A 26,111-nucleotide genomic window follows, 5' to 3' on the forward strand; every position below is an offset into this window, starting at 1 on the left:
GCTTTCCTCACTGACCTTTCGCTCGGCTGATAACGGCGCGCGTGACAACGACGCTACTCCCCCGTGACATCGTGGGCGGCGGTATCGGCCAATTCAGTGCCGCCGAGGGGCTCTGCCACCCAGCGGCCCAGCTGCCATCCGCGCTCGGGGTCACCGATCAGTTCGACCAGGCCGGTGTTGTCGAGGTGCCCGCTGCCACGCGAGCGTGCCGCGTACCCGGCGAACATACGAATCGCGGCGCCGTGACTGAATACGGCCACGGTGTCGTCGTCGTCGTGTGCCGAGACAACGTTTTCTACCGCGTTGGCGTAGCGGCGAAAGAAGTCGTGGCCGGTTTCACCGTCGGGCAGCATGGCCGAGAGGTCACCGCGAGCCCACCGCATGAGGAGGTCGATGTAGCGGCGCTGCGAGTGCTCGTCGGAACGCATTTCTGCGTCGCCCGCCAGAATTTCTTCGAAGCCCTGCTGCACAGTAACGGTGGTGCCGGATGCTTCGGCCAGAGGTTGTGCTGTGAGCTGTGTGCGCGTGAGCTGTGATGCGTAAACTCCCGCGATGGTTTCTTCTGTCAACGCGGCCGGTACAGCCTGCGCCTGTCGTGTTCCGAGGTCGGTGAGCGCGGCGCCCGGGTAGGCGGTATCGAGCGCGCCGACAACGTTCGAGGGTGTTTGGCCGTGGCGAATCAATAGCAGTCGCATGTGTTTACTCGCGTGAGACGCGCAGCATTTCTTCGCGGTCAACGACCTTGATGCGCGCACGGCCTTCTTTTTCGCCGAGTGCGATTTCGTGGTCGTCGAGGCGGTGCCATCCGTCGAGGTCGGTCCATTCGATGCCGCGTTCACGGAGCATGGCCGGAATCGACTCTTCTGCCGGATCTTCTGGCTGCCACCATGAACCCTGGTCGTTGATGAGGTGGTTGACGGTTTCCATCGCGTCCGACTTGGTGTGGCCGATAAGCCCCACGGGCCCGCGTTTGATCCATCCGGTGGCGTACATGCCCGGCACAATCTCGTTCGAGTCTTGTTCGAGCACCTGGCCTTCGTGGTTGGGAATAACACCGTGGCGGTCGTCGAAGGGCACACCGGGCAGCGGCGAACCAAAGTAGCCGACGGCACGGTACACCGACTGCACAGCGATCTCGCGAATTTCTCCCGTGCCCACCGCGCCACCTTCGCCGTCGGGCTGGGTGCGTTCGTAGACGATAGCGCTCACGCGGCCCTCATCGTCGGTACGCATTTCGATGGGACGCGACCAGAAGTGCAGGTGCAGGCGACGCGAAGCTTCACCGGGGTTGTTGTTGACGGAGGGACGCTTGCGCCACGACTGCAAAATGCGGTCAATGACCATCACCTGTTTGTTGCTGGCGATCGCCGCCTTCGAAGCTTCGTCGTAGTCAAAATCTTCGTCGTACACGACAATGTCGACGTCGTTCACTTCACCGAGTTCGCGCAGTTCAAGCGGAGTGAATTTAACCTGTGCGGGGCCACGGCGCCCAAAAATGTGTACATCGGTGACGGCACTGGCTTTCAGGCCCTCGTAAACATTGTGCGGAATTTCGGTGACCAGCAGGTCGTCGGCATGCTTAGCGAGCATGCGCGAGACATCGAGCGCCACGTTACCGTTACCGATGACGGCGACGCTCGAGGCATCAAGCGGCCACTGGCGAGGGGCATCCGGGTGTCCGTCGAACCAGCCGACGAATTCGGCCGCGCCATAGGAACCCTGCGCGTCGATACCGGGAATGTCCAGCATCGAGTCGCGGACGGCGCCGGTGGCAAAGATGACTGCGTGATAGTGACGTTTGAGGTCATCGAGCGTGATGTCGGTACCGAAGCGCACGTTACCGAAGATGCGGATGTCACCCCGGTCGAGCACATTGCGCAGCGCGTTAATAATGCCTTTGATGCGCGGGTGATCGGGCGCTACGCCGTAGCGTACGAGTCCGTAGGGCGCGGGAAGGTGGTCGAAGAGATCAACCGATACGTCGAAGCCGTGATCAGACTTCAGCAGAATGTCGGCGGCGTAGATCCCCGCCGGACCTGCCCCCACAATGGCCAGTCTCAGCTTGGTCATGCGTTCCTTTCGTCAGCTGCTGCGGTCGGCCAGGGTGGTAGCGAACCGCGTAAGAGCGTCACGCACGGCGCCATCGGGCAGCGGTGCGAGAGCGTCGATAGCGTCTTGCGTCCAGCGGCGAGCCAGCACCATGGTGCGTTCGGTCACCGCATGTTCGCGCAGATCGGCTAAAGGCTCATCGAGAATGCCTGCATCTTCGCCGTCGGCGATGCGCGCAACACCATCGTCGATGCGCGCTGCGAGGGCTCTCGAATCAGCATCTGTCTGCGCAGCCAGCAGCAGCGACGGCATCGTCGGTACTCCTGCTCGCAGATCGGTTCCTGGAACTTTGCCTGTGTCGTCGGGGTTGGCTGACAAATCGATCACGTCGTCAAGAAGCTGAAAGGCGACACCAACTTTTTCGCCATATACCCGCATGGGCTCTTCGTATTCACTCGGGGCGTTCGAGAAAATCACGCCCGATTGCGTGGCTGCCGCAATGAGCGAACCCGTCTTGTCGGCAAGCACCTGAATATAAAAGTCGATCGGGTCGTCGTCGGGCGTTGGCCCCACAGTTTCGTGCAGTTGGCCGAGCACGAGCCTTTCAAACGTGTCGGCCTGCAGGCGAATAGCACGCTCGCCGTAGCGGGCCATGAGCTGGCTGGCACGCGAAAAAAGGATGTCGCCGGTAAGAATGGCTACGTTATTGCCCCATACCGCATGCGCGGCGGGAACACCGCGACGGCGGTCGGCTTCGTCCATGACGTCGTCGTGGTACAGCGACCCGAGGTGGGTCATTTCGAGGGCTTTTGCGACGTCGATGACCGGCTCAATGTTGCCCTCGCCCAACTGTGCGGTGAGCAGCGTGAGCACGGGCCGAACACGTTTGCCGCCCGCCTCGTACAGGTAGCGACTTGCTGCATCGGCGATGGGGTCGGCCACCCGCAGGTCGTCGGCCAACCCACGCTCAACGAGCTCGAGCCCGGCTTCAATGTCGTTGGCGAGTCGGCGCGCGCGAGGGCCAGCGAACACGCGGTCGCTGAGGCCAAAATTGCGCGCAAGTCGGGTGCGCTCGGCGGCAGGGCTCGAAGTCACGTATCAAGCCTACCCGCACCTCTTAGGTACCGGATGCTTCGGGCCAGCACGAAACGCTTCGCGCCCACCCGAACAGCACGAGGCATCTACCCGAACAGCACTAGGCAGCCGCTCGAATGGCGCGGTGCAGCGCCACGATCCCCATCGATAGGTTGCGGTATTCCACGGCGGACCACCCGGCCGTACGGATCATGTCTGAGAGGCGCCGCTGGTTGGGCCAGTCACGAATTGACTCGTTGAGATAGTCGTAGGCGTCGGCGTTCGACGAAACAGCGCGCGCAACAAACGGCAGTATGCGGTCGTTGTAGAAGCGGTAGAGGCCGCGGAAGGCGGGTGATGGCGGTGTAGAAAACTCGCAGATAACCAGGCGTCCGCCGGGTTTGGTCACGCGTAAAAATTCTTGCAGCGCCACCTCGGGTTCGCGCACATTGCGGAGACCAAAAGACATCGTGACGGCATCGAATTCGCCGTCGTCAAACGGCAATGCCATGGCGTCGGCCTCAACGAAAGAGAGGTTGTGGCGGTGGCCGTGCCTGCGGCGCCCTTCGGCAAGCATGCCGACCGAGAAATCGGCGGCCACTACCTGCGCGCCGCTCCCTGCCAGCGCTGCCGAAGAAACGGCCGTACCGGCAGCAATGTCAAGAATGCGTTCGCCACGGCGCGGAGCCACCGCGCGTACCATTGCCGCCCGCCACAGTTTGTCGTTCCCCAGGCTCAGCACTGTGTTTGTGCGGTCATAACCGGTCGAAACCTGGTCGAACATGCGGCTCACCCCGGTCGGGTCTTTTGCAAGATCGGCACGGTTGCGTTCAGGGTTGCTGGTCACGCCCCGAGTCTACGCGGCAGCATGTGCACATTCCGCACACCTTTAGACTGGAAGACGTGAGCAGCATGCGCCTGTTCGCGGAGACCCGCGAGATCGATCCCGTTGACGACCTCCTTTCGTACGCCGATCCGGCGCGCCCTCTGGCGTGGTTACGACGGGGCGAGGGTTTCGTTGCGGTCACCGGCAGCATGCCGGCGTTTATTCGCCTGGGTGCCGACCCGCGTACCCCGCGCTCGGCCACCATGGCGGCTGCCTGGCGTCAGTTAGCGGCCGCGGCCACGGTTGTTGACCCGGTCCAGTTGCCGGGTACCGGTCTGGTGGGCCTGGGTGCGCTTGTTTTTGATGAGCGATCGCAGGCCGACAGCGTGCTCATTGTGCCGGAATATGTGATCGGTACACGGGATGGTCGCGGCTGGATCACCAGCATCCGGATGCATGATGCCGACGCTTCTGCGACGCCCAAGCCGCGGCCCGAAGGCCCCCAGTGGGCAGCAACTCTGGGACCGGGCGCGCAAGATCCGCAGGGGTATCAGGAGTCGGTGCGCCAGGCGGTGGCCGAGATTGATCGTGGCGACTACGGCAAAGTGGTGTTGGCGCGTGACCTGGTGGGCACGGTACCGGCCGATGCTGATCTGCGACGCCTGGCGCGGGCGCTGTCGACGAGCTATCCCGATACGTGGACGTATGCGGTCGACGGGCTCATTGGCGCGAGCCCCGAAACCCTCATCACCGTGCACGAGGGCACAGCAACAGCACGCGTACTGGCGGGCACCATCGGACGGGGTGCCGATGCGGCAGCCGATGAAGCCGCGAGCACCTCTTTGGCATTCAGCGAAAAAGACCGCAACGAACATCAGTTTGCCGTCGACAGTGTGCTCGACGCCCTGCGTCCCTCTACCAGCGCACTGCAGGCAGCCGCCGAACCTTTTGTGCTGCAACTGCCAAATCTTTACCACCTAGCCACCGATGTGGCCGGAACCCTCACGGGAGACGCCTCGTCGCTCGACCTTGTTACCGCGCTGCATCCGACCGCCGCCGTCGCTGGCACACCCACTCCCGTCGCGCTCGACGCAATCGCCCGCATCGAGCCCTTCGATCGCGAACGCTATGCGGGGCCCGTCGGCTGGATCGATGACTCCGGCGACGGCGAATGGGCGATTGCCCTGCGCTGCGCCCAGTTCGAGCGCGGCGATGTGCGCGAGGCATCCGGTTCTTCAACCCTGGCCGTCACCGCTTATGCCGGGGCAGGCATTGTGGCCGGATCTGACCCCGAGTCAGAACTGCTCGAAACGCGCGTCAAATTTCGCCCGCTCGTTGACGCCCTCGCCTAAAGCGCGCACCTCGAGCGCCGCGCCTACCGTGCCTGCCCGCGCTCGGCGCACCTGGTCAGTGTTTTCAGGTGGTAGATGCTTGTTGATGCGGCAATAAATAGCTCGGTCCCGTCGTCGCCGCCAAAGCACACATTGCCCACCTTTTCGGGCACCGGGATGCGCCCAATCAGTTCACCCGCGGGGGTGTAGACGAGCACGGCGTCGAGGCTGGAGGTCCAAATGTTTCCCTCGATATCAACGCGAAAGCCGTCGGCAATGCCGCGCTCGATGGTCGCAAAAACCCGACCATTTTTGACCCGGTTGTCATCGACGTCGTAGGCGCGAATGTGGTGGTTGCCGGTTTCGCCCAGCGACGCTAGTGAGGTGTCCGAGACATACAGCGTCTTTTCGTCGGGCGAAAATGCTAGGCCGTTGGGCTCTTCGACATCGAGCACAACGGGCATCGTGACACCGGTTTCGGGGTCGTGCCGAAACACATAGTGGTCGCGATATTCACGCTCGCCCGGGTAGCCCTCGACGGGCACGGTAATGCCATAGGGCGGGTCGGTAAACCAGATGGTGCCGTCGCTGGCCACAATCACGTCGTTGGGTGAGTTAAACCGCACGCCGTTCCAGCTGTCAACAATCGGTGTCACTTCGCCATCACGATCACGCTCGATGCGGCGCCGACCATGCGAGCACTGGATCACCGAGCCATCGTGGTCGAGTGTGCGGCCGTTGGTGAACTCCGCGCCCTCTTTGTAGACGCTCGTCTCACCGGTTTCGACGGCGTACTCCATAATCCTGTTACCGGGAATATCGCTCCACCGCACAGCCCGCCGTTCGGGAATCCACACGGGGCCCTCCGACCAGGTTGCCGCCGTTGTCAGACGGGTGACGCGTTCACCAGGAGCAACAAGCGATGAGAAGCTTTCCGTCAAACCGTATCCGCTGGCCATGAATACCCTTTCTGCGATTTACACACGGTGCACGATTTACACGCGGTGCAGTACGTCTTCTTCTGCCAGCAGCGCGCGAACGTTTTTCTCGATGCGTTCGTTGGCACCCACGGGCCGCCCGCCCGCTGCATGCGGCGTGATGAGAAGGCGCGGGGTTTCCCACAGGGGCGAGTCTGCGGGCAGCGGCTCGGGTGTCGTGACGTCAATGGCGGCTCCGGCAATGGTGCCGTTGGTCAGCGCTGCGATAAGCGCCGTCTGGTCGACGACCGCCCCGCGGCCTACATTGACCATGAATGCGTGGCGTGGGAGCGCTGCAAAGATCTCGGCGTTGATCACCTCGCGGGTGGCTTCGGTGTCGGGCAAAATGCTGATCAGCACATCGGTGGTGGGTAGTTCTTCCGCGATTTCTTGTTCGCTCACTACTCGGTAGCCGTCTCGTGTTCCCGCTGAGCGAGCAACCCCGGTTACCGTCGCCCCGAGCGCGGTCAGCAGCGGGGCAAGAGTTTTTGCGATGCCGCCAAAACCCCAAATAAGTACGCGGGCTCCCAGCAGGGTCGTGGTGCGGTCTTCCGGATGCAGCGGCTGCAGGCCGCCCAGTTCTTCCGACCAGTCATGGCGTTTTTGTGCTTCGATCACCTCGGGAATGCGACGAACCAGCGTCAGCAACAGCGCGAGGGTGTGTTCGGTCACCGTTTTGTCGTGCAGGCCCGAGCCGCTGGCAATAATAACGTCGGAAGAAAAACCGGCCGCAACAATCTTGTCGACCCCGGCCGAGAGTGACTGCACCAGGCGCAGCCGCGGCATCGTGCGCGCTGCTGACTCTACATAGGCGCTGCTGCCACCCCACACCACCAGAACTTCGGCATCCGTGTGCTCGGACGGAATCGGCTGCGCGGCGTCAACGATCACCGCTGTGCATCCCTCGGGCAAAGTGGGGTCGAGCGGCATCGTATTGGGCAGCACAATCTTCATCGGGCACTCTTTTCTGTGTTCACGAACGTTACGTATCGTCGCGGTTTGTCTGCGGCATCCGGATGCTACTGATCAACTGTTGGCGAGTCTGCGACGCTGCTCGTCGACATCGAAATCAGCCACCGGCCACTGCGGATCAATCGTATCGAGGGTGTCAAACAGCAGCTCTTGTACGGCCAAGCGCGCATACCATTTGTGGTCGGCCGGAACAACAAACCACGGCGCGTGCGCCGTCGCCGTACGATCAAAAACAGTCTGGTAGGCGCTCATGTAGTCATCCCACCGCTGCCGCTCGTCGATATCACCGGGGTTAAATTTCCAGTGCTTATCGGGACGGTCGAGCCGCTTGGTGAGGCGCTCGCGCTGTTCGTCGCGAGAAATATAGAGCATGACCTTGATGATGCGTGTGCCAGCGTTCACGATTTCTTGCTCAAACTCGTTGATGGCCTGGTAGCGGCGCTCAATTTCTTCGGCGGGTGCCAGCTGACGCACCCTGCCGATCAGTACGTCTTCGTAATGCGAACGGTCAAAAACACCGATGAATCCTGGTGGCGGAAGTTCTTTGCGAATACGCCACAAAAAGTCGTGCTCGAGTTCTTCGGGCGTCGGTTTCTTAAACGCCACGAGCGCTACCCCCTGCGGGTCAACACCGCCGACAACGTGGCGCACAATTCCGCCCTTGCCCGCGGTGTCCATGGCTTGCAGCACCAGCAGCACACTGTCGCTGGCATTGCCCACATGGCTTGCGGCGAACAGTCGTTCTTGCATATCGGCCAGGCGTGGCAGGTCTTTTGCCAGGTGTTTTTCGGCCTTGGCTTTATCGCCCGTGTACCCGGGTGTGGAACCCGGGTCGACGTCGGCGAGCCGAAAATCTTCGCGCACGCGTAATGCTTCTGCTGCCGGTTTTTTCCAGTGCTTATCGCCCATGCCCCTATATTGCCCTGTCGCTCGTGCGGCGGGTGTTAGCGCGGCAGTTGCACGTCAATAATGCTGCGGCGAGGTGCCTCGGGGGCGGCGGCGAGCGCGAGTGCTGCGCGCAGTTCAGCGTTCGTGCGCACGGCGATGTAGTGCCACCCGTAGCCCTGCGCGAGGGCGGCAAGGTCGGCGTGGTGGGGGGTGTAGAAGGCGCGGTCAAAGTCGGCCGCCGGTGCGGTGGCGGCTACTTCGAGTGCATCAAAAATGGTGCCGCCGCCGTCGTTGCCGATCACGATCTGGAGGCACGGTTCGGGTTCGTCACGAGGAAGCAGCAGTGCTCCTGTGTCGTGCAGCGCCGATACATCGCCGAGCAGTACGCGGGTGACGCCCGTCAGACGCTGGTGCCCAGCGGTCGGCGCGGCTCCGGCGCCGGCACCGGCACCGGCTCCGATACCAATTCCTATTCCGGTCGCAATAATGCCGTCGATTCCGGCCAGGCCACGGTTGGCGTGCACACGGACGCGTCGGGCGGGCGCGGTGTCGTCAAGCACGCGCACGAGTCGCGAAGAACCCACCATGAGCCGGTCATTCGCACCGGTGGCCTGCCATACAGCGTTGACGAGTGTGGGCCTGTCGATCGGGGCTGCATCGTCGGCGGGTTTTTGTGGTGGGTGGGCGAGGGCGTGTTCAGCATCGAGCCACTGCTGGAGCCACGCGGCATCCGGAGCCCGTGTGTGTTCGACCGCGATACGCGACTCAATGCGGGCATCATGGCCAAGGTTCACGGCCTCGCCTCCGCGGGGAACACTGATCACCTGCACGGCTGGGTCAGAGATGAGCGCGGCCACTTCGCGGGTCAGGGTCGGGTGACCCATCACGACCACGCGTTCAATACGGTTACGTAGCTGCGGGGTGCGCAGCAGTTGCCGGTAGCGCGTGATTACCGTCGCGCCATAGCGGGCAGCGCTCACTGCTTCTGCTAGCAGTGGCCACCCGGCAGCTTCGGCCAGTTCGACGGCCTCGGCACCGGCGCCGTCTCCTGCAACAAGCACCGTGCGCAGGCCTGCTGACACGAGCGTCGCACCTCGTTCTACCGTCGGAGGAACCGCCCCCGGCACGTAGTTGGGCGCTACGGTGTCGCTAGAAAGCGGCTCACGATATGGCAGGTTCACATGCACGGGCCCGGCAACACCGGCCCTGCCTCGCACACCGGCAACCACATCGATACCCCGGATGCTCCGTGCCACCGCCTCTGCACCGGCCGTGTCGGCACCGACTGCCGCGTTCACCGCATATCGTGCCAGTTGCTGCCAGTCGACCGACTGCTCGCCGGGTGTGGGTGCGTCGATCGACCAGCGGGTCCACGCATCAAACATGCCCACCTGCGCTGTGGCCTGGTTGGCACCCACGCCGCGCAGCTCGGGTGGCCGATCAGCCGTGAGTACCAACAGCGGCACACCGGAATGAAAGGCCTCCATGGTGGCGGGCAAAAAACCTGCTGTGGCGGTGCCTGATGTGCAGATCATGGCCACGGGGGCCCGTGTTTCGCGCGCTAACCCGAGTGCCACGAACCCGGCAACGCGCTCATCAATACGCACGTGTACGCGGGCCGCTCCCTGCCGCTGCGCTGCAACAACAGCGAGTGTGAGTGCCTGCGAACGAGACCCGGGCGAAACAACAAAGTCACGAACACCGTGGGCAATAAGCCCGGCAACAAAAGCGTGCGCCGCACGTGACGACGCCGCCGATTCGCGCCCCAGTGTCACGATCGTTCGCCCGACGAACCGTTCTCTTTGGGGTGATCGTCGTCGAGCTTGGCCAGTTCGGCCTCAAGCTCACGAATACGCTGATCTTGCTCGGCCTCGCTGATGCGGCGCAAATGCGAAGGGTCGTCATCGAGGGGCACGTACAGATCACGCGGCTCTTCGCCCGGACGCGCCCGACCCAGAGCAAACCATAAGATGCCACCGATCACCGGCAGCAGCGCAACAATCGCGATCCATACGCCCTTGCGTACACCACGATGCCGTGTTGGCGGCTGCACAGCGCAATCGACAACACTAAAGATCCAAAAGACCGCGGCTAAAAAACCACCGACTATAAGGAAACGGGCCACAGCGACAGTCTACGCTGAGCGCCCGCCCCCGGGCTCTCAGACATCGGAGCTACTGCGTGACCGAGACGATCTCGACCGGGTTCTTCGGCGCACCATCGCTCGCCCCCGAGTCAGTGCCCTCAGCAGCAATGCCCGCCACGATCGCCGTGCTGGCGTCGTCGAGCCGGCCGAATACGGTGTAGTCGGGCGAGAGCTGGCTGTCGTCATAAACGATGAAGAACTGCGAACCATTCGTGTCGGGTCCGGCATTCGCCATCGCCAAGGTGCCAGCCTTATACGTTTCGGAGCCGGTCAGCTCGTCGGCAAAAGAGTAGCCGGGGCCGCCACGACCGGTGGCCGACGGGTCGCCACACTGCAGCACAAAAATTCCGGCCGTCGTGAGCCGGTGGCACTGCGTGTCGTCAAAATAGCCCTGTTCCGCCAGCGACAAGAAGCTGTTCACGGTGCACGGCGCCGCATCGGCGTCGAGTGTCATCGCAATATCCCCCGCGCTCGTGCCCATCGTGACGGCAATATCGCCGGATGCAGCGGGCTCGGTCTGTGGCGGAGCGACATCTTTTGCGGCATCGCGCCCGGTTGATGGATACACGCACTCGCCCGAAGCATCCGTGTCAACGGCCGGGCCACCAGCATCCGGGGTCGAAGAACACCCCACAAGAGCGAGCGTGGCCACCGCCACAACCGCCAACAGGGAGCGTCGAAGGGCAAAAGGGCGTGAAGCTGCAGAGTGAATTCGCACGCCACGATCGTACGCGAACCACACCTGGTTGAAGCTGACAGAACCACTCGGGGCAACACGCCTAAGCTAGAGGGGTGAAGTTGCCTCCTCTTCTTGTGTATTCCGTGCTGCGGCTTTTGGCTTTTCTCGTGCCGCTGGGGATTCTGTGGTTCTTCTTCCCCATTTTTCGCGAATACTGGATGCTGGCGGTACTGTTCTCGGCCCTTATCGGCGTGAGCCTGTCACTGCTGTTCTTGCGGGCCCCGCTGTCAGAAACTTCGCGTGACATTTATGAACGCCGTGCTGCTGCACGCACCGACAGTACCGACGAAAACGTAGAAGACAGCGATCTCGACGCCGCTGCGCACCAGGATTCACGCCCAGAAGGCGACGAGCATCCCGATAGCGAACAGCAGTGACCCGAGCGATGTCACGCTGAGCGCGACAATCAGTTCGGCCGGACGACGATACGCCCACACGATCACGATGGCCGGAACAATGGCCAGTAGCACCAGCAGCGCCAGCCACATCCACGGAAAAAACAGCAGCAGCCACGCGGCGATAACAAACGGTACGAGCGCAAAAACCGTAAAGAGAATTTGCGATCCGCGCTTGCCGATCAGCACACTCAGCGTGCGCTTACCTGCGGCGCGATCCTGCTCAATATCACGCACATTATTGGCGACCAGCACGGCGCACGCGAAGCATCCGGCAGCAATCGCCCCCGCCCACGCGGTCTGCGGCAACTGAAACACCTGCACCCATGTGGTGCCGAGCGTGGCCACCAAACCAAAGAACACAAACACAAACACTTCACCGAGGCCGAAGTATCCGTAGGGGCGTTTGCCACCCGTATACAGCCACGCGGCGACAATAGCGGCAGCACCCACCGCCAGCATCCACCACTGCTGCGTCGCAATCACCACGACAAGCCCCACGACGGCGGCGAGCGCAAAAAATGCCAGCGCCACTATCAGCACGTGTCGGGCAGGAATACGACCGGATGCTGTGAGCCGGGCCGGGCCCACGCGGTAATCGTCGGTGCCACGCACGCCGTCGCTGTAGTCGTTGGAGAAGTTCACCCCGATTTGCAGCAGTGCCGCGATCACAAGGCAGGCCAGTGCCGTCAGCCAGTGAAACGTGATGTCGACCGAGAGTGCTGCGCCTGTTCCGATCAGTACCGGGGCCGCGGCGAGCGGGAGGGTGCGGGGGCGGGCAGCGTCGATCCAGTCGCGAGCGGTCACGGGTGGCTGGTGCTGCACCTGCCGCTTGGCGGGGTTGCCGGAACGAGAATAGGGGGCGCTGCGACGAGAAGCTGACACGTCTCAAACTTTAGTGCGCTCGGCGGCGAACTGCTCTCAGCGGCTGCCGAGGGCTCTTAGCGGCGTCGTACGACCTCGGCAACGGCGGCCGCCAGATCGTCGGCGAGCCGCACCATTTCTTTCGTGGTGAGGGTGTGTGCGGTCACCCGTATTTCGGGTGCTGACTCGTCGCCGTCGAGGCGAAAGACGCCGCCGGTGCGAATAAGCCAGCCACGGCGCATCATCGCCTGCGACACAGTACGGGCATCAGCCGCTGTTTCTACCCACACATTGAGCCCGTCGTTACCGCGAACGGTGAGCGAGCGTTCGCGCAGCAGCGCCCGTAACTCGGCGTTGCGTTCGGCATAGTGGGTGCTGGCGCGCTGCAGGGCGGTCGAGGTTTCGGGATGGTCAAGCATCGCCACGGCCACTCGCTGCAGTATGCGGCTCACCCAGGTGGTGCCGGGTGAGAGTCGCGTGCGCAGTTGGCGTGCTGTTTCTGGGTCGCTGGCCAACAGTGCCAAACGCAGATCGGGGCCGAGAAACTTTGACATCGACCGCACGAGCGCCCACCGCGGGTGCTGCGGCGGAATCACGGTGTAGTAGGGGCTTCGCGCCAGCAGCGAATAATGGTCGTCTTCAATAATGAGTACGTGCGGGTGCTCGGCGAGTAGTTCCTGGAGCTCGCGGGCGCGCCTTTTGCTCAGGCTAATACCGGTGGGGTTGTGGGCGCGCGGTGTGCACACAATGGCACGGGCACCGGCGGCGAGCGCCGCCTCTACGCCACCGACGGTGATTCCTTCGTCGTCAAGCGGTATGCCGTGCGCGCGGTACCCGGCAATCTTGGTCATATTGATCGACGACAAAAAGCACGGGTCTTCGAGCCCCACGGTGTCACCCTGCACGAGGGTCTGCGCAAGCAGCCTTTCGATCGCGTCTACCGCACCCGAAGTGACGGTCAGTTCGAGTTCGCGGGGCTGCGCCTGCTGCAACCAGGCGGTGGCCCATTTTTCGAGGTCGCTATCGATCAGCGCATCACCGTAGAGCGCCGGGGCCCCCAGATCAACCTGCGACAGCGGGGGTAGGGGCAGCAGCGCGGGGTCGGGGTTTCCGCTACCGATATCGTGCAGCACCGTTTCGGGGGCGAAGCCCTCTTCTTCGGTCAATGCCGGGCCGGGGGTAATAACGGTTCCGCCCCTGCCTCGGCTCACCACAATGCCCGCCTGCGCAAGCGAGCGGTAGGCAGCCGACACGGTATTGCGGTTGATTCCCAACTGTTCCGCCAGTGCCCGCACGGGCGGCAGGGAGTCACCTGCATGCAGGTCGCCGGTGTCGAGCAGCCCGCGCACGCTCTCCACAATTTCTTGCGCTGTCGTGCCCTGAATCATGCCGTACCTCCGCAGTCATCCTAGGCTCACGGCCGGCGCGGAGCGGCGGGGCGTGCCGGATGCTGTTGCTGTGCGGCATCCGGGCGTACGCTAGGAGCACCATATCCACCGCAGGCCCCACAAGGGCGCGCATCAGTGCACTGTCGCACGCTCTGTGGAGACTGCATGAGCCTCGAGAACGGAGGTTCCCATGTTGAACAACACTCTTCGCGACCAGATTGTCATGAAGGCCATCATTGGCGAGCCCGAGGTTGTCGAGGACGCCTGGTATGACCTGAAAAAGGCTGTGTCGCAGTTGCGTGACCTGCAGCAGCGTGATGGCGCGGTACGCCAGCCCGACGAGAACGACGACAGCGCGCAGGCGCAGCACGACTATGCCGATCGCATCCGCCAGGCACACGAGCTGGTGGCAGCGATCACGGCAAAAATCGAGGAGCTCGCACCACACTTTGCGCACGATCACGACTATTTGCAGGCGGTCGTCGCCGATTTTCATCGATGGTCGGCATCCGGTTTCGGAGCCCCCGACTTTTATGACTCTCTCATGGCGTTCCAGCCCCAACAGCAGCGGGTCGATGGGCTGCGACACCTCGTGGTCTTTCCCATGTACACGCAAAACGGGTCGCCCGACAAACGGGTCGAGGCGCTCATCGTCGAAACAATCTGGCCCGACTTTATTGCCGAGCTCGAAGCCGGGCACTACAGTAACCCGCTGTTTGTTTCGCTGCGGCTGATCGACTTCACCGCTGGATACGACACCAACTCGGCCGTGCTGTTTCCCGAAACAATCGCCACGGCCGAGGTGCCGCCATTCACCTGGGGTGCCATTTTTCAAGACCGTGAAGCCGCCCGTTACCGCCGTGTGGTGCGCGCGGCCGCCGAGATCACACGGCTGCAACTGCCTGCTCGTGCGGCAGCCATGCTCGACAACCAGGCGCAAACCGAAAAAACGTTCGTCATGTGGGACATCATTCACGACCGCACCCATATGCGTGGCGACCTGCCTTTCGATCCGTTCATGATTCGGCAGCGCATGCCGTACTTTTTGTATTCGCTCGAAGAGTTACGGTGCGACCTGACCGCCTTTCGCGAGTGCGTGGCGATCGAAAGAGCACTACGCCGCCGACGCGACAGCGGCGAACAGCTCACGGCATCCGAACAAGAAATGCTCGACCAGGCCGGACTCGTGCAATTCGCGGTCGTGTGTGACCGTATCTTCCGCTTTGCCGTGACCGGGTCGCGCGTGCGTAACTATGACGGTCTGGGCGGGCAACTGCTATTTGCATGGCTGCATCAAAAAGGTGTTGTGCACTGGACCGATACACAGCTCACGATCGACTGGGACGCCCTCCCCGCGTGCGTTATCGCTCTCGGCGACGCCATCGACGACCTCTATTGGCGCTCGATCGACCGGCCCAAAGCGGCGCACTGGCTGGCCGCCTACGACCTGGTGCGATCGGTGCTTACACCGCATCCGGCATCGCAGTGGAACCGGGGGCTGCCCGATACTGTGCTGGCCGGGCCGCTCAAGGGCTATACCGATGCCGTGCTCGACGACGAGTTTCCGCTGTCGATGTTCTACGAGGCATTACAGAAAAAGATTGGCCCCGTTATTGAATCGACCGTCGGTATTCGAGCGAGCGACGCATGACTATGCCCCACCGCACCGCCGTGATCGCCGGTGCTACCAGCGCCGCCGGCAGAACAGTGGTAGAAACACTGCTGTCTGCCGGTGTGCGGGTAGTGGCCACCGGCCGCTCGGCCGAACGCCTTGCACTGCTTCCGGATGCCGCGGACAAGCGGGTTGCCGATGCCACAAGCCTGGCGGATATGACCGCGCTTGCCCACGCACTGCCCCGCGTTGATGCCGTTATTCCACTCGTGGGCGGCTGGTATGGCACGGGCACGATCGAACAGCAGAGTGATGACGGTTTTGCTCAGCTGTTCCCGGCTCTGCAGGCCGTGCGGGCAACAGCGCGCGCGTTTTATCCGGCACTGATTGCGGCCCCTGCTGGGCGCTTCGCGGTCGTATCATCGACCGCGGTCGCCCGGCCCACCGGCGGCGGAGCCGACTATGCCGCTGTCAAAAGCGCCGTCGAAACCTGGACGCAAGCCCTCGCCCACAGTTTCGCGCGCGAAGCACGTGCCCGCGATGGCGAGCTGCTGGCCGCAGCCACGGTGTTTCGTGCCCGCGGGGCACTCGGCGCTGCCGATCTCGCCGACGCCACCCTCTGGATGCTCGACGCACCTGCCAGCGATCTCAACGACCACATCATCGAACTACCACACGCTTAAAGGCTTCGACCCCTAAGGTTTTTACTGTGACTACACTGCACGACCCCGCCCTGCGGGGCTTCGCCTCCGACAACTACTCCGGCATTCATCCCGAAATTATGGCGGCGATCAGTGCCGCTAACGGCGGCCACCAGCCCGCCTATGGTGCCGATCAGTACACCGAACACCTGGGCTCGGTATTTCGTGAACACTTTGGCGAAGCCACCGAAGTTTTTCCGGTGTTCAACGGCACGGGCGCCAATGTCACTGCCCTGCAGGCAATGCTGCCCCGCTGGGGTGCTGCGATTGCGGCCGACACCGCGCACATTCACGTTGACGAGGGTGGTGCGCCCGAGCGCGTGGGCGGTATCAAGCTGTTAACGGTGTCAACGCCCGATGGCAAGCTCACCCCCGACCTTATTGACCATGAGGCGTGGGGTTGGGGTGATGAACACAGGGCGCAACCGCTCGTGGTTTCGATCACGCAGTCAACCGAGTTGGGCACGCTCTATACGCCGCAAGAGATCCGTGCCATTACCGAACACGCGCATGCCCGCGACATGCTTGTGCACGTTGACGGTGCGCGGTTGGCGAATGCGGCAGCGGCCCTCGATTTGCCGCTGCGTGCTTTTACGACCGATGTTGGTGTTGATGTGCTGAGCTTTGGTGGCACCAAAAATGGGGCGATGCTGGGCGAAGCGATTGTTGTGCTGCGCCCGGATGCTGCGTCCGGCCTCATGTACTCCCGCAAATACATGATGCAGTTGGCGTCAAAGATGCGTTTCGTCTCGGCGCAGCTGATTGCGCTGCTCGAGGGCGATCTGTGGCTGCGTAATGCCCGGCACTCGAATGCGATGGCGCAGCGGCTGCGTCGCCTGATCGATGAGGGTGTGGCTGCGGGCAGCATCCGGGGTGTCAGCGTTACTCAGCCGACACAGGCTAACGCCGTTTTTGTGACCCTACCCGAGGGCGTTGCTGATCGCCTGCGCGAAAAGTTTCGTTTTTACGACTGGGATGCCTCGCGCAACGAAGTGCGGTGGATGTGCAGCTTCGACACCGAAGAGGCCGATGTCGATGCGCTCGTGCGCGAGGTAGCCCAGGCGACTACTGCGACGGGGTCGGCGTGAGCCAGGTCCGGTAGGCGTCGACGGTAAAGGGCCTGCCCAAGAACGACTCGACCAGGTCGGCGGCGTCACGCGAACCACCCGGTTCAAGAATTTCTCGGCGGTAACGCGCTGCTGATTCCGGATGCATGAGGCCGGCCACAAACCCGGTGAGCAGGTCGCGCGCAATCACCAGGCTCCACTGGTAGGTGTAATAACACGAGCCATATCCGGTCAGGTGACCAAAACCGGCATAGGAGTGGGTGTCGGGCAGGCGGGTGACACGCGTGGAGGCGTCGTACCAGTGCTGCGTTGCCGCTGCGAGGTCGTCGGGCACATCAACGTGCAGGTGGTACGAGACTCGCGCATGCCCCAATTGTGTGCGCACGAGCAGCGCGCGACCAAAGGCGTCGGCCGTACGCATCTTGTCGACGAGGTCGGCGGGAATCGGCTGGCCCTGCTCGTTCATGGCGAACGTTTGCAGCACTTCGGCATCCCACGCCCACTCTTCGAGCATCTGGCTTGGTGCCTCAACAAAGTCCCATTCGGTCGCAACCCCCGAGAATGCTGCCCACCGCTGGTCGCCGCCCAAAATGTCGTGCACGAGGTGACCGAACTCGTGGAAGAACGTGGTCACCTGGTCGTGCTCCATGAGCCCGCGCGGAAAATTACACACGAGGGCTGCTTCGGGCAGCATCCGGCCGGTGATTCCCGGTGCGATCGGAAAACATGCCGCGTGGTTATATTTACCCTCGCGCGGATGCATGTCGAGGTGAATACGCCCGATGCGTTCGCCGTCGCGCACCACATTGTACGAACGCACGTCTTCGTGCCAGGTGGGCACATCAACCTGCTCGTAGACGATGTCGAACAGTTGTCCGGTGATGCGCAGCACACCGGCGAGCACACGGTCGTAGTCGAAATACGAGCGCACCTGTTGTGCATCGACCGAGAAGTTTTCTTCGTGCATACGCGTAAGCAGGTACTGCTGATCGGCTGCCGTCACCGATTCGGCATCGGGCACGTCGCGGCGCAGCCGCTCGAGCAGCAGATCATATTCCGCGCCTGCAGCGGCCGCCGAGGCTTCGTCAACCTCGACCAAAAACTCGGCAACACGCGCGCTCGACGTGGCCATGCGGTCTTCTGTTTCGTAATCGCACCAGTTGCCATATCCCAAAACTTGTGCGCGTTCGCGGCGCACCTGCAAAAGCTCGGCGAGAACGGCATCGTTGGCCGGCCACGCAAGGTCGGCGCGAGCGCGAGCCAGTGCCGTGCGCACCTGACGATTGTGGGCATAACTAATCACTGGCAAAAAGTCGGTCGCGTCGGTCGACAGGGTTACGCGACCCTCGGCGTCAGCCGGATGCTCGGCAAGAAAATCGTCGGGGAGCCCTTCAAGATCGCCCGCATCGACCGTGATTTCACGGCGGCCCTCACGAATATTGCGCGAGAACGCCAGAGACAGCTCGGTATCTTTCTCGGCCAACTGCTGCGCCTTCTCGCGCTGCGCACGTTCGAGCCCCGCACCACCGCGACGGAAATCGCGCAGCAGATGATCGAGAACCCGTGCCGCCTCTTCGTCGAGCCCCCGAGCGTCAAGACTCGAGAATGCACCGGCCAGAGCGGCATCCGACATCAATTCATTCGACAGTGCCTCAGCAGCAGCAAAACGATCCTCGGCGGCGGCCCGTACCGCGGCATCCGGATGCACCTCGCTCAACGCCGACGACTGACTCATGGTGGCATGCAAGTCGATCTGCAGATCGTTCCACACCTGCAAAGCCTCGCCCGCCGAGCGCTCTGCGCCATCGGTGAGTGTTGCCGCCAGCGATCGCACACGAGCAAGACGCTCATCGAAGTGCTCAGTAACAAAAGACAGCCAGCCTGCAGAATCGGTGGGGTATGCAATGGGTTCGATCACCCAGCAGAGTCTACGTGGCATGCCCGACACTGCACGACGCAACAGGCCGGCCCCGTGCTGTTCGCGAGACCGGCCTGCATGATGATCTGAAGGCAGTGGCCTTAAGCGTCGACCTTCTCTTCGTCGAGCAGGGCGTCGGCCTTAGAGCCGAAGAAGCGGGTGCCCCACATCATCAGTGCACCCAAGAAAGCAAACACACCCAGCGAAACCACACCCCATGCCCCGCTGTCGGTCGGCACCGCCTCGTTAATGCTCGTGCGCATAATGGGCGCCACAAAACCACCCAGGTTACCGAGCGAGTTGATCAGGCCGATGCCCGCCGCGGCTGCAGCACCCGCCAAGAACGACGTCGGGTACGACCACGTGATTGGTCCTACCGAAAGGAAAGCGGCAACCGCAATCGTGATGGCGGCAATACCCAGCACGCTGTATCCGTTGGCACCCGCCCACGCCGACACCAGAATGGCAACACCCGTGATGGTAAAGAACCACGTTCCCCACACACGACGACGCTGCACCGTCGTGGCACGCTTACCCACCCAGTAGCAGGCAACAAGTCCCACGGCCCACGGGATGGCGGTCACCAAACCGACCTCCCAGCCAACAGATTTGCCGATCAGCCCCGACACCTGCTGTGGCAGGTAGAACGTGGTGCCATAAACAGCAATCTGCAGGCCGAAGTAGATAACGGTGAAGTACCAGACCTTCCAGCTCACCAGGGCCGCACCAATACCGCGTGGACCATCCGACTCTTTCACCGAGTCTTCGTGGTCCATAACAGCCTTCATGGCAAACTTTTCGTCCTCGTTGAGGAACTTGGCCTTCTGTGGTGAATCGACCAAGAAGAACAGAGCGGCAATACCGGCGACGACCGCCATCATGCCCTCAACAAAGAACATCACCTGCCAGCCCGCCCACGGCGTTACCTGGTCACCAATGCTGATGAGACCACCCGACAGTGGCGCGCCCAGCATCTGCGAAGCAGGCTGTGCCAGGTAGAACAGCGCAAACATTTGTACGCGACGCTTGTTGGGGAACCATTCGGCCAAGAACATGATGACGCCCGGGAACAGACCCGCCTCGGTTACACCGAGCAAGAAGCGCAGCACAATAAACATCGTGTCGCCCGTGACGAATGCAAAGAGCGTCGCGACGATGCCCCACGTAATGGCGATGCGGGCCAGCCAGAAGCGGGCACCGAAACGCGTCAGAAGCAGGTTCGACGGAATTTCAAAGATCGCGTAGCCGATAAAGAAAATTCCGGCACCCAGCGCATAGGCGCCCGCCGTAATACCGCGATCAACCTCGAGCGCTGCCTCCGCAAAACCCACATTCGTGCGGTCGAGGAAGGCAACGAAATACAAGATCATGAGCATCGGCATGAGCCGGAAGGTGGCCTTGCGGATTCCCGAGGCCAGGTGAGGGCTGGCCAAAAGCTGCTGCGCTGATGCGCCTTGTGCCGAATGAGACACAGGACTCTCCTTTGAGTGTTAAGGGAGGAAAAGTGAAAAGTGAAAAAGCGAAGGGGTGCGCGTTACCCGAGCGCCGGGATGATCAGTGCCAGGCCAATGCCGACACAGACCAACCCGACGACCAGATAGGCGATGCGCGCCTTTGAAAATGAACGAGACATGAGTTCGGTGCCTAGTGCATGTAGAGTCCGCCGTCGACGTTCAGGGTCTGGCCCGTCACGAAGCCGGAGTCTTCACTGATGAGGTAGGCAACCGCCGCCGCAATGTCGGTGGGGGTGCCAATGCGCGGCAGCACGCCGTCGGCGGCCATCGCGGTCTTGCGCTCGTCAGAAAGAGTTCCGCCCATGATGTCGGTGTCGATGGGGCCAGGAGAAATAACGTTGGCGGTCACGCCAACCGGCCCCAGTTCGCGAGCAATCGAACGCATAAGACCAATCACAGCGGCCTTCGACGCCGAGTACGGGGTCTTGGAGTACGTGCCGCCACCACGCTGGGCTGAAACCGAAGAGATGCCCACAAGGCGCCCTACACCGTTGTCGGCGAGTGTGCGTGCCACGCGCTGCGTGATCCAGTGCACGCCGTCAAGGTTGATCGACTGCACACGCTGCCATTCGTCGGCCGTCACCTCAAGGTAGGGCACGGGCGACGAGACACCGGCAAAGTTCACCAGGGCCACCAGCTGGGGCAGCTGCTGTTCGAGGGCATCGACGGCTGCCACGGCCTGTTCGCGGTCAGCAACGTTCGCGCCGACACCGGCCGCAGCAACACCGTGCTGCTGGGCGACCTCTGCTGCTGTGGCTGCCGCTGCATCACCGTCGATATCAATAATCCCGATGTTCCACCCGCGCTCGGCAAGATAGAAGGCGGTTGCGCGACCGATGCCGCGGGGGCTTGCCGCGCCGGTCAGAATAACCGTGCGCTCAGCGGGGAATGGGGTTGCCATAGTCGGTTCCTTCCGAAAGAAAATTAGTCGTTGTCCGGGTGGGGGTCGGTGCCCGGATGAATAGGCGCGGGGCCGAGTTCATCGATGAGCTTCTTCATCGCCACATACGCTTTGTTGCGGTACGCCACGAGTTCCGGCGTGCGGTCGGCGGGAACATCCAAGAAGCCCGCGCCCGTCTTGGTGCCGAGCTTTCCGGCACTCACGAGGTCGTCAAGAACCTTCGGTGTCGCAAAGCGTTCCGGAAACTCGGTCTGCAGCGAGGCATAGCAGAACGAATAGACGTCGAGGCCGGCCATGTCGGCAATGGCGAAGGGCCCAAAGAACGGCAGTCGAAAACCAAATGTGGTGCGCACGATCGTGTCGATGTCTTCGGCCGTGGCCACACCCTCTTCCACCAGCTGGGTGGCCTCATGAAAGAGCGCGTACTGCAAACGGTTGAGAACAAAACCGGTGGCGTCTTTTACGCGCGCGGTTTCTTTACCGGTGGCTGCAACAATCTTTTCTGCCGCGGCAATCGTGGCCTCGGCTGTGGAACTGTGCGGGATCAGTTCAACGCCCGGAATAAACGGCGCAGGGTTCGAGAAGTGCACCCCCAAGAACCGTTCGGGGTTCGTCACTGCCTCGGCAAGACGACCGATAAGGATGGTCGACGTATTGCTGCCGATAATCGCATCGGGTGCTGCCGCATCACAGATGCGGCGAAGCGTGGCGTGCTTGATCTCGATCTTCTCCGGCACGGCCTCTTCAATAAAGTCGGCACCGGCCACGGCGTCTTCAATGGTTGCTGCCGTCAGGCGCTGCGCGACCGTGTCGGCGGCATCGGCCGGAAACAGGCCATCGGCGGCAAACTGTGCTGCCTCGGCGATAAGGCGTTCGCGGTTAGCCGTAGCAACGTCAAGGTCGACGTCGGCGATGCGCACATCCGCACCCGAAAGTGCGAGCGACTGGGCAATTCCGCCACCCATATATCCACTACCGATCACGGCATAGACGGGGCGCTGCTGCTGAGTCATGGGGTCTCCTCGTGATGGTTATTAGTTACCGGATGCTGCTGCAGCATCCGGAAGCAGTGAACGTAGGTAGTCGCGGTTGGTGGCGCAAACCCCGAGGCTGTCGCCGCCGTACTGCTCCATCAAGAACGGACCACGAAAACCCAGCTCGATGGCGCGCTCGACCATGGCGCGATAGTTGATGAGCCCCAGTTCGAGGCTGGTGGGCACCGAGGTGTACCAGCTGCCGTCACCGGCTTCGTCGCGCGTGTAGTTTTTCACGTGCCAGTAGTTGGCGTACGGCAGGGTCTTCTCGTGCATCTCACGCCAGTCTTCGATCGGGCGGTGCAAGCGCACCAGGTTGCCGATGTCGGGGTTGAGACCCACGTTGTCGAGGCCGATTTCTTCGATCAGCCGCACGGCGCTATCGGCGGTTCCGAGGTAGGTGTCTTCATACATTTCCAGCGACATCGGCAAACCCACCGAGGCAGCGTGCTCGCCCAGTTCGCGCAGGCGTTTGACTGCGAGCGCACGAGTTTCGGCGTCATCCGGGTCGACAGGGCCCTGCGCGGTCCAAAACCACAGCGCCTTTTTTTGTGCTTCGGTGAAGGGCTGGTGCAGGCCGGTGGAGAAAACTTGCATGCCCAGTTCTGCTGCCGCGTCGATCGCCTCGTGAGCATAGGCCAGGTTCTGTTCACCCTTGCCGGGTTCAATAATGCTCTGGCGCTGCACGTGCACCGAGGTGAGGCTCACACCGTGGCTGTCGGCAATCGACTTCAGCTCGGCGCGGCGCGAAGGTTCGAGTTCTGAGGGGCGAATGTGGCTGTCGGCAATCTCGACGGCGTTAAAGCCAAGCCGTGCGATCTGGGCGAACACGCTGTTCCACTTTTCGGCCGGGGCATCGTGCAACCTCTGCCCCTGGGCATCGACGGGCGCAAATCCGTGCATACATACGGCGATCGGCCAGGTTTCGGCGGTGAGAGTGGGCTTCGTTGCAGTCATGTTCGGCTCCGTTGCGTCGTGTCTTCGAGATGTCTTCGAGATGTCTTCGACATGTTTTCGATAAATCTTCATAGATCCTATAGGAAATATGAGGCGGGTCAAGGCCTGTGTCCTATGCATGAGCAAACACGGCCGCAATGCGGCGCGAAACTACTGACTCTCGAGGTCGAGCGAACGCAAACGCACCAGCTCAATGTGCTGGCGCATCGCCTGCTCCGGGGCATCCGGGTCATCAGAAGCAAAGGCGTCAGCGATCGCTTCATGCTCGGCAATCGCCTCACGCACATCGGTCACGCCGTGCAGCACCGACTGCCGCATCCGGTGCACCTGGGCCCCCAGGGTGTCGGACATCTCGCACAGGTAGCGGTTGCCGCAGTGGTCAAACACCACACGGTGAAAGGCCTCATCGGCCGCAAAATATTCAGCAGTCAACTCCACATCGGAAGCCCCCGACCGCAGTGCGGTAATCACGCGCTCCCCTATGCTGCGGTGCGCCTGCTCGGCCAAACGCAGCTGCTGCAACATGGCGTCTGTGGCAGGAGTCGCCAGCCGTGCAGCCTGCGCCTCGAGCATGATGCGCGCATCAAAAAGTTCAGCCAACTGCGCAGCACCCAACGGCGGAGCCATCCGGTACCCCTTCAACGCCTCACGGGTCACCAAACCCGTGCGCTCGAGCTGCACCATAGCTTCACGCACGGGGGTAGGCGACACCTCGAGTTGGCGCGCAATGGTGTCAATTGACAGGCGCTCCCCCGGCTCTACCTCACCGCTGAGCAGCATGGTCAAAATGCGGTCGTACACGTGGTCGCGCAGACCTCGGCGGTCAATCGCCGAATCCCAACCACGCTTCACCGTTTTTTGGCCAGCCGCCATTCGAGCCTCCTCTTGCGCCTCAATAACAGACGCCTTGCACTATTGTGCCCCGCGGGGCATCGTTACCGCGCACTACGCTGCCCATTACGGCGCCTGTTACACCGTCTGTTCCGCCGCCTGCGAGCGCAGCACACCAAGCACCGTTCGTGCTACCAGAGTGAACGAAACAGCACCCGGGTCAGGTGTACCCAGGCTCTTATCGCCGTGCGAGCGAGCGCGGCCGAGCTTTGCCGTCATCGTTGCTGTCGCGTCGGCTCCGGATGCTGCAGCATCCACGGCCTGTGCCCAGGCATCGATCAGCGATGCACCCGCGTCGACCTCAGCCACGAGGCGGTCAGCAAAGGGCACGATCGCGTCGATCATGGTTTTGTCGCCGGGTTGGGCCTTACCAAAAGTCATAACGGCCTGGCGCATGCGGCTCACGCCCGCGGCGATCGCTGCGGCATCCGCCCCCTCGGTGTCGGAGAGCGCATCACCGAGCGATGTGAGCATCTCACCCCAGATGGCACCCGAAGTTCCGCCACCCTTATCGGCCCATGCCTCGCCCGCCACATGTAGGGCCGTATGCGCCCCTGCCCCTCGAGCTACTGCGTCGGCAAATTCTTCTGCTGCCTGGCGGCTGCCGCGTTGCATACCAATACCGTGATCGCCGTCGCCGGCGATACGGTCGATGCGTCCCAGCTCATCGGCATGGTCATCGAGCATGGCTGCCACCGCCGACAACGCCTCGCTCATACGTTCGGCAACGGCTCGTGACTCCAGGGTCGACGCAGGAATAACCCGCTCTGTTTCTGCCTCAGCCTGGGCGTCAACAGCCACGCGCCCCTCCACCGTGCCGCGCCGGAAAGCGGGAGTATCGCAGGGGGCGTGCCACAGCTCTTCCAGTTCGTCGTCGAGCCACAGCAGCGTCAACGAGACACCGGGCATATCGAAGCTGGTGCAGAATTCACCGACCTCGGGCGAGACAACGTCGATTCCGGCGTGGCGCAGCATCCGGTCAACCGTGCCATAAACCACGTACAGCTCTTCGTATTTAACGCTGCCCAGACCGTTAAGAATCGGCACCACCCGGGCACCCTCCACCGCAACACCCTCGGGTATTTCTTTCAGCAGCGAGGTCACAAACAGCTCGGCCAATTCTGCCGCCGTGGGCACCGGAGTTTCGTCGATACCCGGTTCGCCGTGGATTCCCATACCCACCGCCATACGCCCCTCAGGCACCGAAAACAGCGGTTCCTCGGCCCCCGGCAGAGTGCACCCGCCAAACGCGACCCCCAGCGAACGGGTGCGGTCATTCGCGTGCGCGGCGAGGCGCTCAACCTCATCAAGATCATCGCCCCGCTCGGCGGCAGCGCCTGCAATCTTGAACACCACCAGGTCGCCCGCAATGCCGCGACGCTTATGTTTTTCTGCCGGCGAAGCGCTAGAAATGTCGTCGGTGACGGTCACGGTGCGGCAGTCGACGCCTGCAGCACGCAGTCGGTCTTGCGCCTGCGTAAAGTGCAAAACATCGCCCGCATAGTTGCCGTAGGTAAGAAGAATGCCGCGGCCCTCATCGGCCGCCGTTGCCACCTGACGCACCTGATGTGCTGAGGGCGAAGCAAAAAGATTCCCCATCGCGGCACCGTGGGCCAGCCCCGGACCCACAAGACCAGCAAACGCGGGATAGTGCCCACTGCCGCCGCCAATAACAACGGCCACGGTTGGTTCGGCACCGCGTGTAGAACGCACAACACCTCCGCTCACGGGACGCACCCAACGCGACGAAGCGGCAACAAAACCGGTGACGGAGTCTTCGGCAAACTCATCGGGCTCATTAAACAGACGCGTCATTGCGGGCTCCTTAGGTCACGGGCGTGCGCGGAACATAGGTGGTGCGAACGGG

24 protein-coding genes are annotated in these 26,111 nt (G+C 62.4%); 5 read left to right on the forward strand and 19 right to left on the reverse strand.

What is annotated here, in order from left to right; translation table 11 throughout:
• Window positions 1-53: 53 nt before the first annotated feature.
• The 4 genes from ACQUSW_RS10860 to ACQUSW_RS10875 form a co-directional block, all read right to left on the reverse strand.
• Complete coding sequence (locus ACQUSW_RS10860) at window positions 54-695, reverse strand: histidine phosphatase family protein (protein WP_428932321.1); 642 nt, start codon at window positions 693-695, stop codon at window positions 54-56.
• Between the two features lie 4 nt (window positions 696-699).
• Window positions 700-2,070, reverse strand: a complete 1,371-nt coding sequence (locus ACQUSW_RS10865; RefSeq protein WP_428932322.1) for an FAD-dependent oxidoreductase — start codon at window positions 2,068-2,070, stop codon at window positions 700-702.
• 12 nt (window positions 2,071-2,082) lie between these two features.
• Complete coding sequence (locus ACQUSW_RS10870; RefSeq protein ID WP_428932323.1) at window positions 2,083-3,144, reverse strand: polyprenyl synthetase family protein; 1,062 nt, start codon at window positions 3,142-3,144, stop codon at window positions 2,083-2,085.
• A 100-nt stretch (window positions 3,145-3,244) separates the two neighbouring features.
• Entirely contained in the window at window positions 3,245-3,907 is a 663-nt protein-coding gene (locus ACQUSW_RS10875) for a class I SAM-dependent methyltransferase (RefSeq protein WP_428932490.1), read from the reverse strand.
• 128 nt (window positions 3,908-4,035) lie between these two features.
• On the opposite strand from ACQUSW_RS10875, the gene ACQUSW_RS10880 reads away from it, so the two are divergent.
• Window positions 4,036-5,301, forward strand: coding sequence for an isochorismate synthase (locus tag ACQUSW_RS10880; protein WP_428932491.1), 1,266 nt, complete (start codon window positions 4,036-4,038; stop codon window positions 5,299-5,301).
• Window positions 5,302-5,324: 23 nt separating this feature from the next.
• Here ACQUSW_RS10880 and ACQUSW_RS10885 read toward each other — a convergent pair whose 3' ends face one another.
• The 6 genes from ACQUSW_RS10885 to ACQUSW_RS10910 form a co-directional block, all read right to left on the reverse strand.
• Window positions 5,325-6,239, reverse strand: a complete 915-nt coding sequence (locus ACQUSW_RS10885; RefSeq protein WP_428932324.1) for an SMP-30/gluconolactonase/LRE family protein — start codon at window positions 6,237-6,239, stop codon at window positions 5,325-5,327.
• 36 nt (window positions 6,240-6,275) lie between these two features.
• Window positions 6,276-7,211, reverse strand: a complete 936-nt coding sequence (locus ACQUSW_RS10890) for a phosphoglycerate dehydrogenase (RefSeq protein ID WP_428932325.1) — start codon at window positions 7,209-7,211, stop codon at window positions 6,276-6,278.
• Window positions 7,212-7,283: 72 nt separating this feature from the next.
• The gene (locus ACQUSW_RS10895; protein ID WP_428932326.1) at window positions 7,284-8,138 is read right to left on the reverse strand and encodes a polyphosphate kinase 2 family protein; all 855 of its coding nucleotides are present in this window, start codon (window positions 8,136-8,138) and stop codon (window positions 7,284-7,286) included.
• A 35-nt stretch (window positions 8,139-8,173) separates the two neighbouring features.
• The gene (gene menD / locus ACQUSW_RS10900; protein ID WP_428932327.1) at window positions 8,174-9,892 is read right to left on the reverse strand and encodes a 2-succinyl-5-enolpyruvyl-6-hydroxy-3-cyclohexene-1-carboxylic-acid synthase; all 1,719 of its coding nucleotides are present in this window, start codon (window positions 9,890-9,892) and stop codon (window positions 8,174-8,176) included.
• Complete coding sequence (locus ACQUSW_RS10905) at window positions 9,889-10,242, reverse strand: PLD nuclease N-terminal domain-containing protein (protein ID WP_428932328.1); 354 nt, start codon at window positions 10,240-10,242, stop codon at window positions 9,889-9,891. The genes menD and ACQUSW_RS10905 overlap by 4 nt, the downstream gene beginning before the upstream one ends.
• A 49-nt stretch (window positions 10,243-10,291) precedes the next feature.
• A complete protein-coding gene (locus tag ACQUSW_RS10910; RefSeq protein WP_428932329.1) occupies window positions 10,292-10,981 on the reverse strand; it encodes a peptidylprolyl isomerase in 690 nt (229 codons plus the stop codon).
• A gap of 74 nt (window positions 10,982-11,055) precedes the next feature.
• Between ACQUSW_RS10910 and ACQUSW_RS10915 the strand changes: the two genes are divergently transcribed.
• Window positions 11,056-11,379: a DUF4229 domain-containing protein gene (locus tag ACQUSW_RS10915; RefSeq protein WP_428932330.1), complete on the forward strand. Its 324-nt coding sequence runs from the start codon at window positions 11,056-11,058 to the stop codon at window positions 11,377-11,379.
• Here ACQUSW_RS10915 and ACQUSW_RS10920 read toward each other — a convergent pair.
• Window positions 11,335-12,282: a 1,4-dihydroxy-2-naphthoate polyprenyltransferase gene (locus tag ACQUSW_RS10920; RefSeq protein WP_428932331.1), complete on the reverse strand. Its 948-nt coding sequence runs from the start codon at window positions 12,280-12,282 to the stop codon at window positions 11,335-11,337. The two genes, ACQUSW_RS10915 and ACQUSW_RS10920, sit on opposite strands and share 45 nt — an antisense overlap.
• 56 nt (window positions 12,283-12,338) lie before the next feature.
• Window positions 12,339-13,649 (reverse strand): aminotransferase class I/II-fold pyridoxal phosphate-dependent enzyme, encoded by a 1,311-nt coding sequence (locus ACQUSW_RS10925; protein WP_428932332.1) that lies wholly within the window; start codon window positions 13,647-13,649, stop codon window positions 12,339-12,341.
• Between the two features lie 223 nt (window positions 13,650-13,872).
• Here ACQUSW_RS10925 and ACQUSW_RS10930 point away from each other — a divergent pair, with 223 nt between their 5' ends.
• Genes ACQUSW_RS10930 through ACQUSW_RS10940 form a run of 3 tightly spaced genes read left to right on the forward strand, consistent with a single transcriptional unit; the run spans window position 13,873 to window position 17,050 of the window.
• Window positions 13,873-15,300, forward strand: coding sequence for a DUF6421 family protein (locus ACQUSW_RS10930; RefSeq protein ID WP_428932492.1), 1,428 nt, complete (start codon window positions 13,873-13,875; stop codon window positions 15,298-15,300).
• Window positions 15,297-15,944 (forward strand): SDR family NAD(P)-dependent oxidoreductase, encoded by a 648-nt coding sequence (locus ACQUSW_RS10935; RefSeq protein WP_428932333.1) that lies wholly within the window; start codon window positions 15,297-15,299, stop codon window positions 15,942-15,944. Before ACQUSW_RS10930 ends, ACQUSW_RS10935 begins: the two co-directional genes overlap by 4 nt.
• Before the next feature lie 26 nt (window positions 15,945-15,970).
• The gene (locus tag ACQUSW_RS10940; protein WP_428932334.1) at window positions 15,971-17,050 is read left to right on the forward strand and encodes a threonine aldolase family protein; all 1,080 of its coding nucleotides are present in this window, start codon (window positions 15,971-15,973) and stop codon (window positions 17,048-17,050) included.
• On the opposite strand, the gene ACQUSW_RS10945 is transcribed toward ACQUSW_RS10940, so the two are convergent.
• The 7 genes from ACQUSW_RS10945 to ACQUSW_RS10975 form a co-directional block, all read right to left on the reverse strand.
• A complete protein-coding gene (locus ACQUSW_RS10945; protein WP_428932335.1) occupies window positions 17,028-18,947 on the reverse strand; it encodes a M3 family metallopeptidase in 1,920 nt (639 codons plus the stop codon). The genes ACQUSW_RS10940 and ACQUSW_RS10945 overlap by 23 nt on opposite strands.
• Window positions 18,948-19,048: 101 nt before the next feature.
• The gene (locus ACQUSW_RS10950; RefSeq protein ID WP_428932336.1) at window positions 19,049-20,419 is read right to left on the reverse strand and encodes an MFS transporter; all 1,371 of its coding nucleotides are present in this window, start codon (window positions 20,417-20,419) and stop codon (window positions 19,049-19,051) included.
• Between the two features lie 172 nt (window positions 20,420-20,591).
• Window positions 20,592-21,362: an SDR family NAD(P)-dependent oxidoreductase gene (locus ACQUSW_RS10955; RefSeq protein ID WP_428932337.1), complete on the reverse strand. Its 771-nt coding sequence runs from the start codon at window positions 21,360-21,362 to the stop codon at window positions 20,592-20,594.
• 23 nt (window positions 21,363-21,385) lie between these two features.
• Window positions 21,386-22,375 carry a 3-hydroxyacyl-CoA dehydrogenase family protein gene (locus ACQUSW_RS10960; protein ID WP_428932338.1) on the reverse strand — a complete coding sequence of 330 codons (990 nt, stop codon included), beginning with the start codon at window positions 22,373-22,375 and terminating at the stop codon, window positions 21,386-21,388.
• 21 nt (window positions 22,376-22,396) lie between these two features.
• On the reverse strand, window positions 22,397-23,353 hold the full coding sequence (locus ACQUSW_RS10965) for a sugar phosphate isomerase/epimerase family protein (RefSeq protein WP_428932339.1): 957 nt from the start codon (window positions 23,351-23,353) through the stop codon (window positions 22,397-22,399).
• A gap of 150 nt (window positions 23,354-23,503) precedes the next feature.
• A complete protein-coding gene (locus ACQUSW_RS10970) occupies window positions 23,504-24,226 on the reverse strand; it encodes a GntR family transcriptional regulator (RefSeq protein ID WP_428932340.1) in 723 nt (240 codons plus the stop codon).
• A gap of 96 nt (window positions 24,227-24,322) precedes the next feature.
• A complete protein-coding gene (locus ACQUSW_RS10975; protein ID WP_428932341.1) occupies window positions 24,323-26,059 on the reverse strand; it encodes a dihydroxyacetone kinase family protein in 1,737 nt (578 codons plus the stop codon).
• Between the last annotated feature and the right edge of the window lie 52 nt (window positions 26,060-26,111).

The sequence above is a fragment of the Microbacterium luticellae genome, assembly GCF_050408645.1.
Taxonomy (GTDB): Bacteria; Actinomycetota; Actinomycetes; order Actinomycetales; family Microbacteriaceae; genus Microbacterium.

Bases quoted from the DNA above. Each gene is read 5' to 3' on its own strand.
- ACQUSW_RS10860 (WP_428932321.1), bottom strand. From the start codon at position 695: ATGCGACTGCTATTGATTCGCCACGGCCAAACACCCTCGAACGTTGTC.
- ACQUSW_RS10865 (WP_428932322.1), bottom strand. From the start codon at position 2,070: ATGACCAAGCTGAGACTGGCCATTGTGGGGGCAGGTCCGGCGGGGATC.
- ACQUSW_RS10875 (WP_428932490.1), bottom strand. From the start codon at position 3,907: ATGTTCGACCAGGTTTCGACCGGTTATGACCGCACAAACACAGTGCTG.
- ACQUSW_RS10880 (WP_428932491.1), top strand. From the start codon at position 4,036: ATGCGCCTGTTCGCGGAGACCCGCGAGATCGATCCCGTTGACGACCTC.
- ACQUSW_RS10885 (WP_428932324.1), bottom strand. From the start codon at position 6,239: ATGGCCAGCGGATACGGTTTGACGGAAAGCTTCTCATCGCTTGTTGCT.
- ACQUSW_RS10890 (WP_428932325.1), bottom strand. From the start codon at position 7,211: ATGAAGATTGTGCTGCCCAATACGATGCCGCTCGACCCCACTTTGCCC.
- ACQUSW_RS10895 (WP_428932326.1), bottom strand. From the start codon at position 8,138: ATGGGCGATAAGCACTGGAAAAAACCGGCAGCAGAAGCATTACGCGTG.
- ACQUSW_RS10925 (WP_428932332.1), bottom strand. From the start codon at position 13,649: ATGATTCAGGGCACGACAGCGCAAGAAATTGTGGAGAGCGTGCGCGGG.
- ACQUSW_RS10930 (WP_428932492.1), top strand. From the start codon at position 13,873: ATGAAGGCCATCATTGGCGAGCCCGAGGTTGTCGAGGACGCCTGGTAT.
- ACQUSW_RS10935 (WP_428932333.1), top strand. From the start codon at position 15,297: ATGACTATGCCCCACCGCACCGCCGTGATCGCCGGTGCTACCAGCGCC.
- ACQUSW_RS10955 (WP_428932337.1), bottom strand. From the start codon at position 21,362: ATGGCAACCCCATTCCCCGCTGAGCGCACGGTTATTCTGACCGGCGCG.
- ACQUSW_RS10960 (WP_428932338.1), bottom strand. From the start codon at position 22,375: ATGACTCAGCAGCAGCGCCCCGTCTATGCCGTGATCGGTAGTGGATAT.
- ACQUSW_RS10965 (WP_428932339.1), bottom strand. From the start codon at position 23,353: ATGACTGCAACGAAGCCCACTCTCACCGCCGAAACCTGGCCGATCGCC.
- ACQUSW_RS10970 (WP_428932340.1), bottom strand. From the start codon at position 24,226: ATGGCGGCTGGCCAAAAAACGGTGAAGCGTGGTTGGGATTCGGCGATT.
- ACQUSW_RS10975 (WP_428932341.1), bottom strand. From the start codon at position 26,059: ATGACGCGTCTGTTTAATGAGCCCGATGAGTTTGCCGAAGACTCCGTC.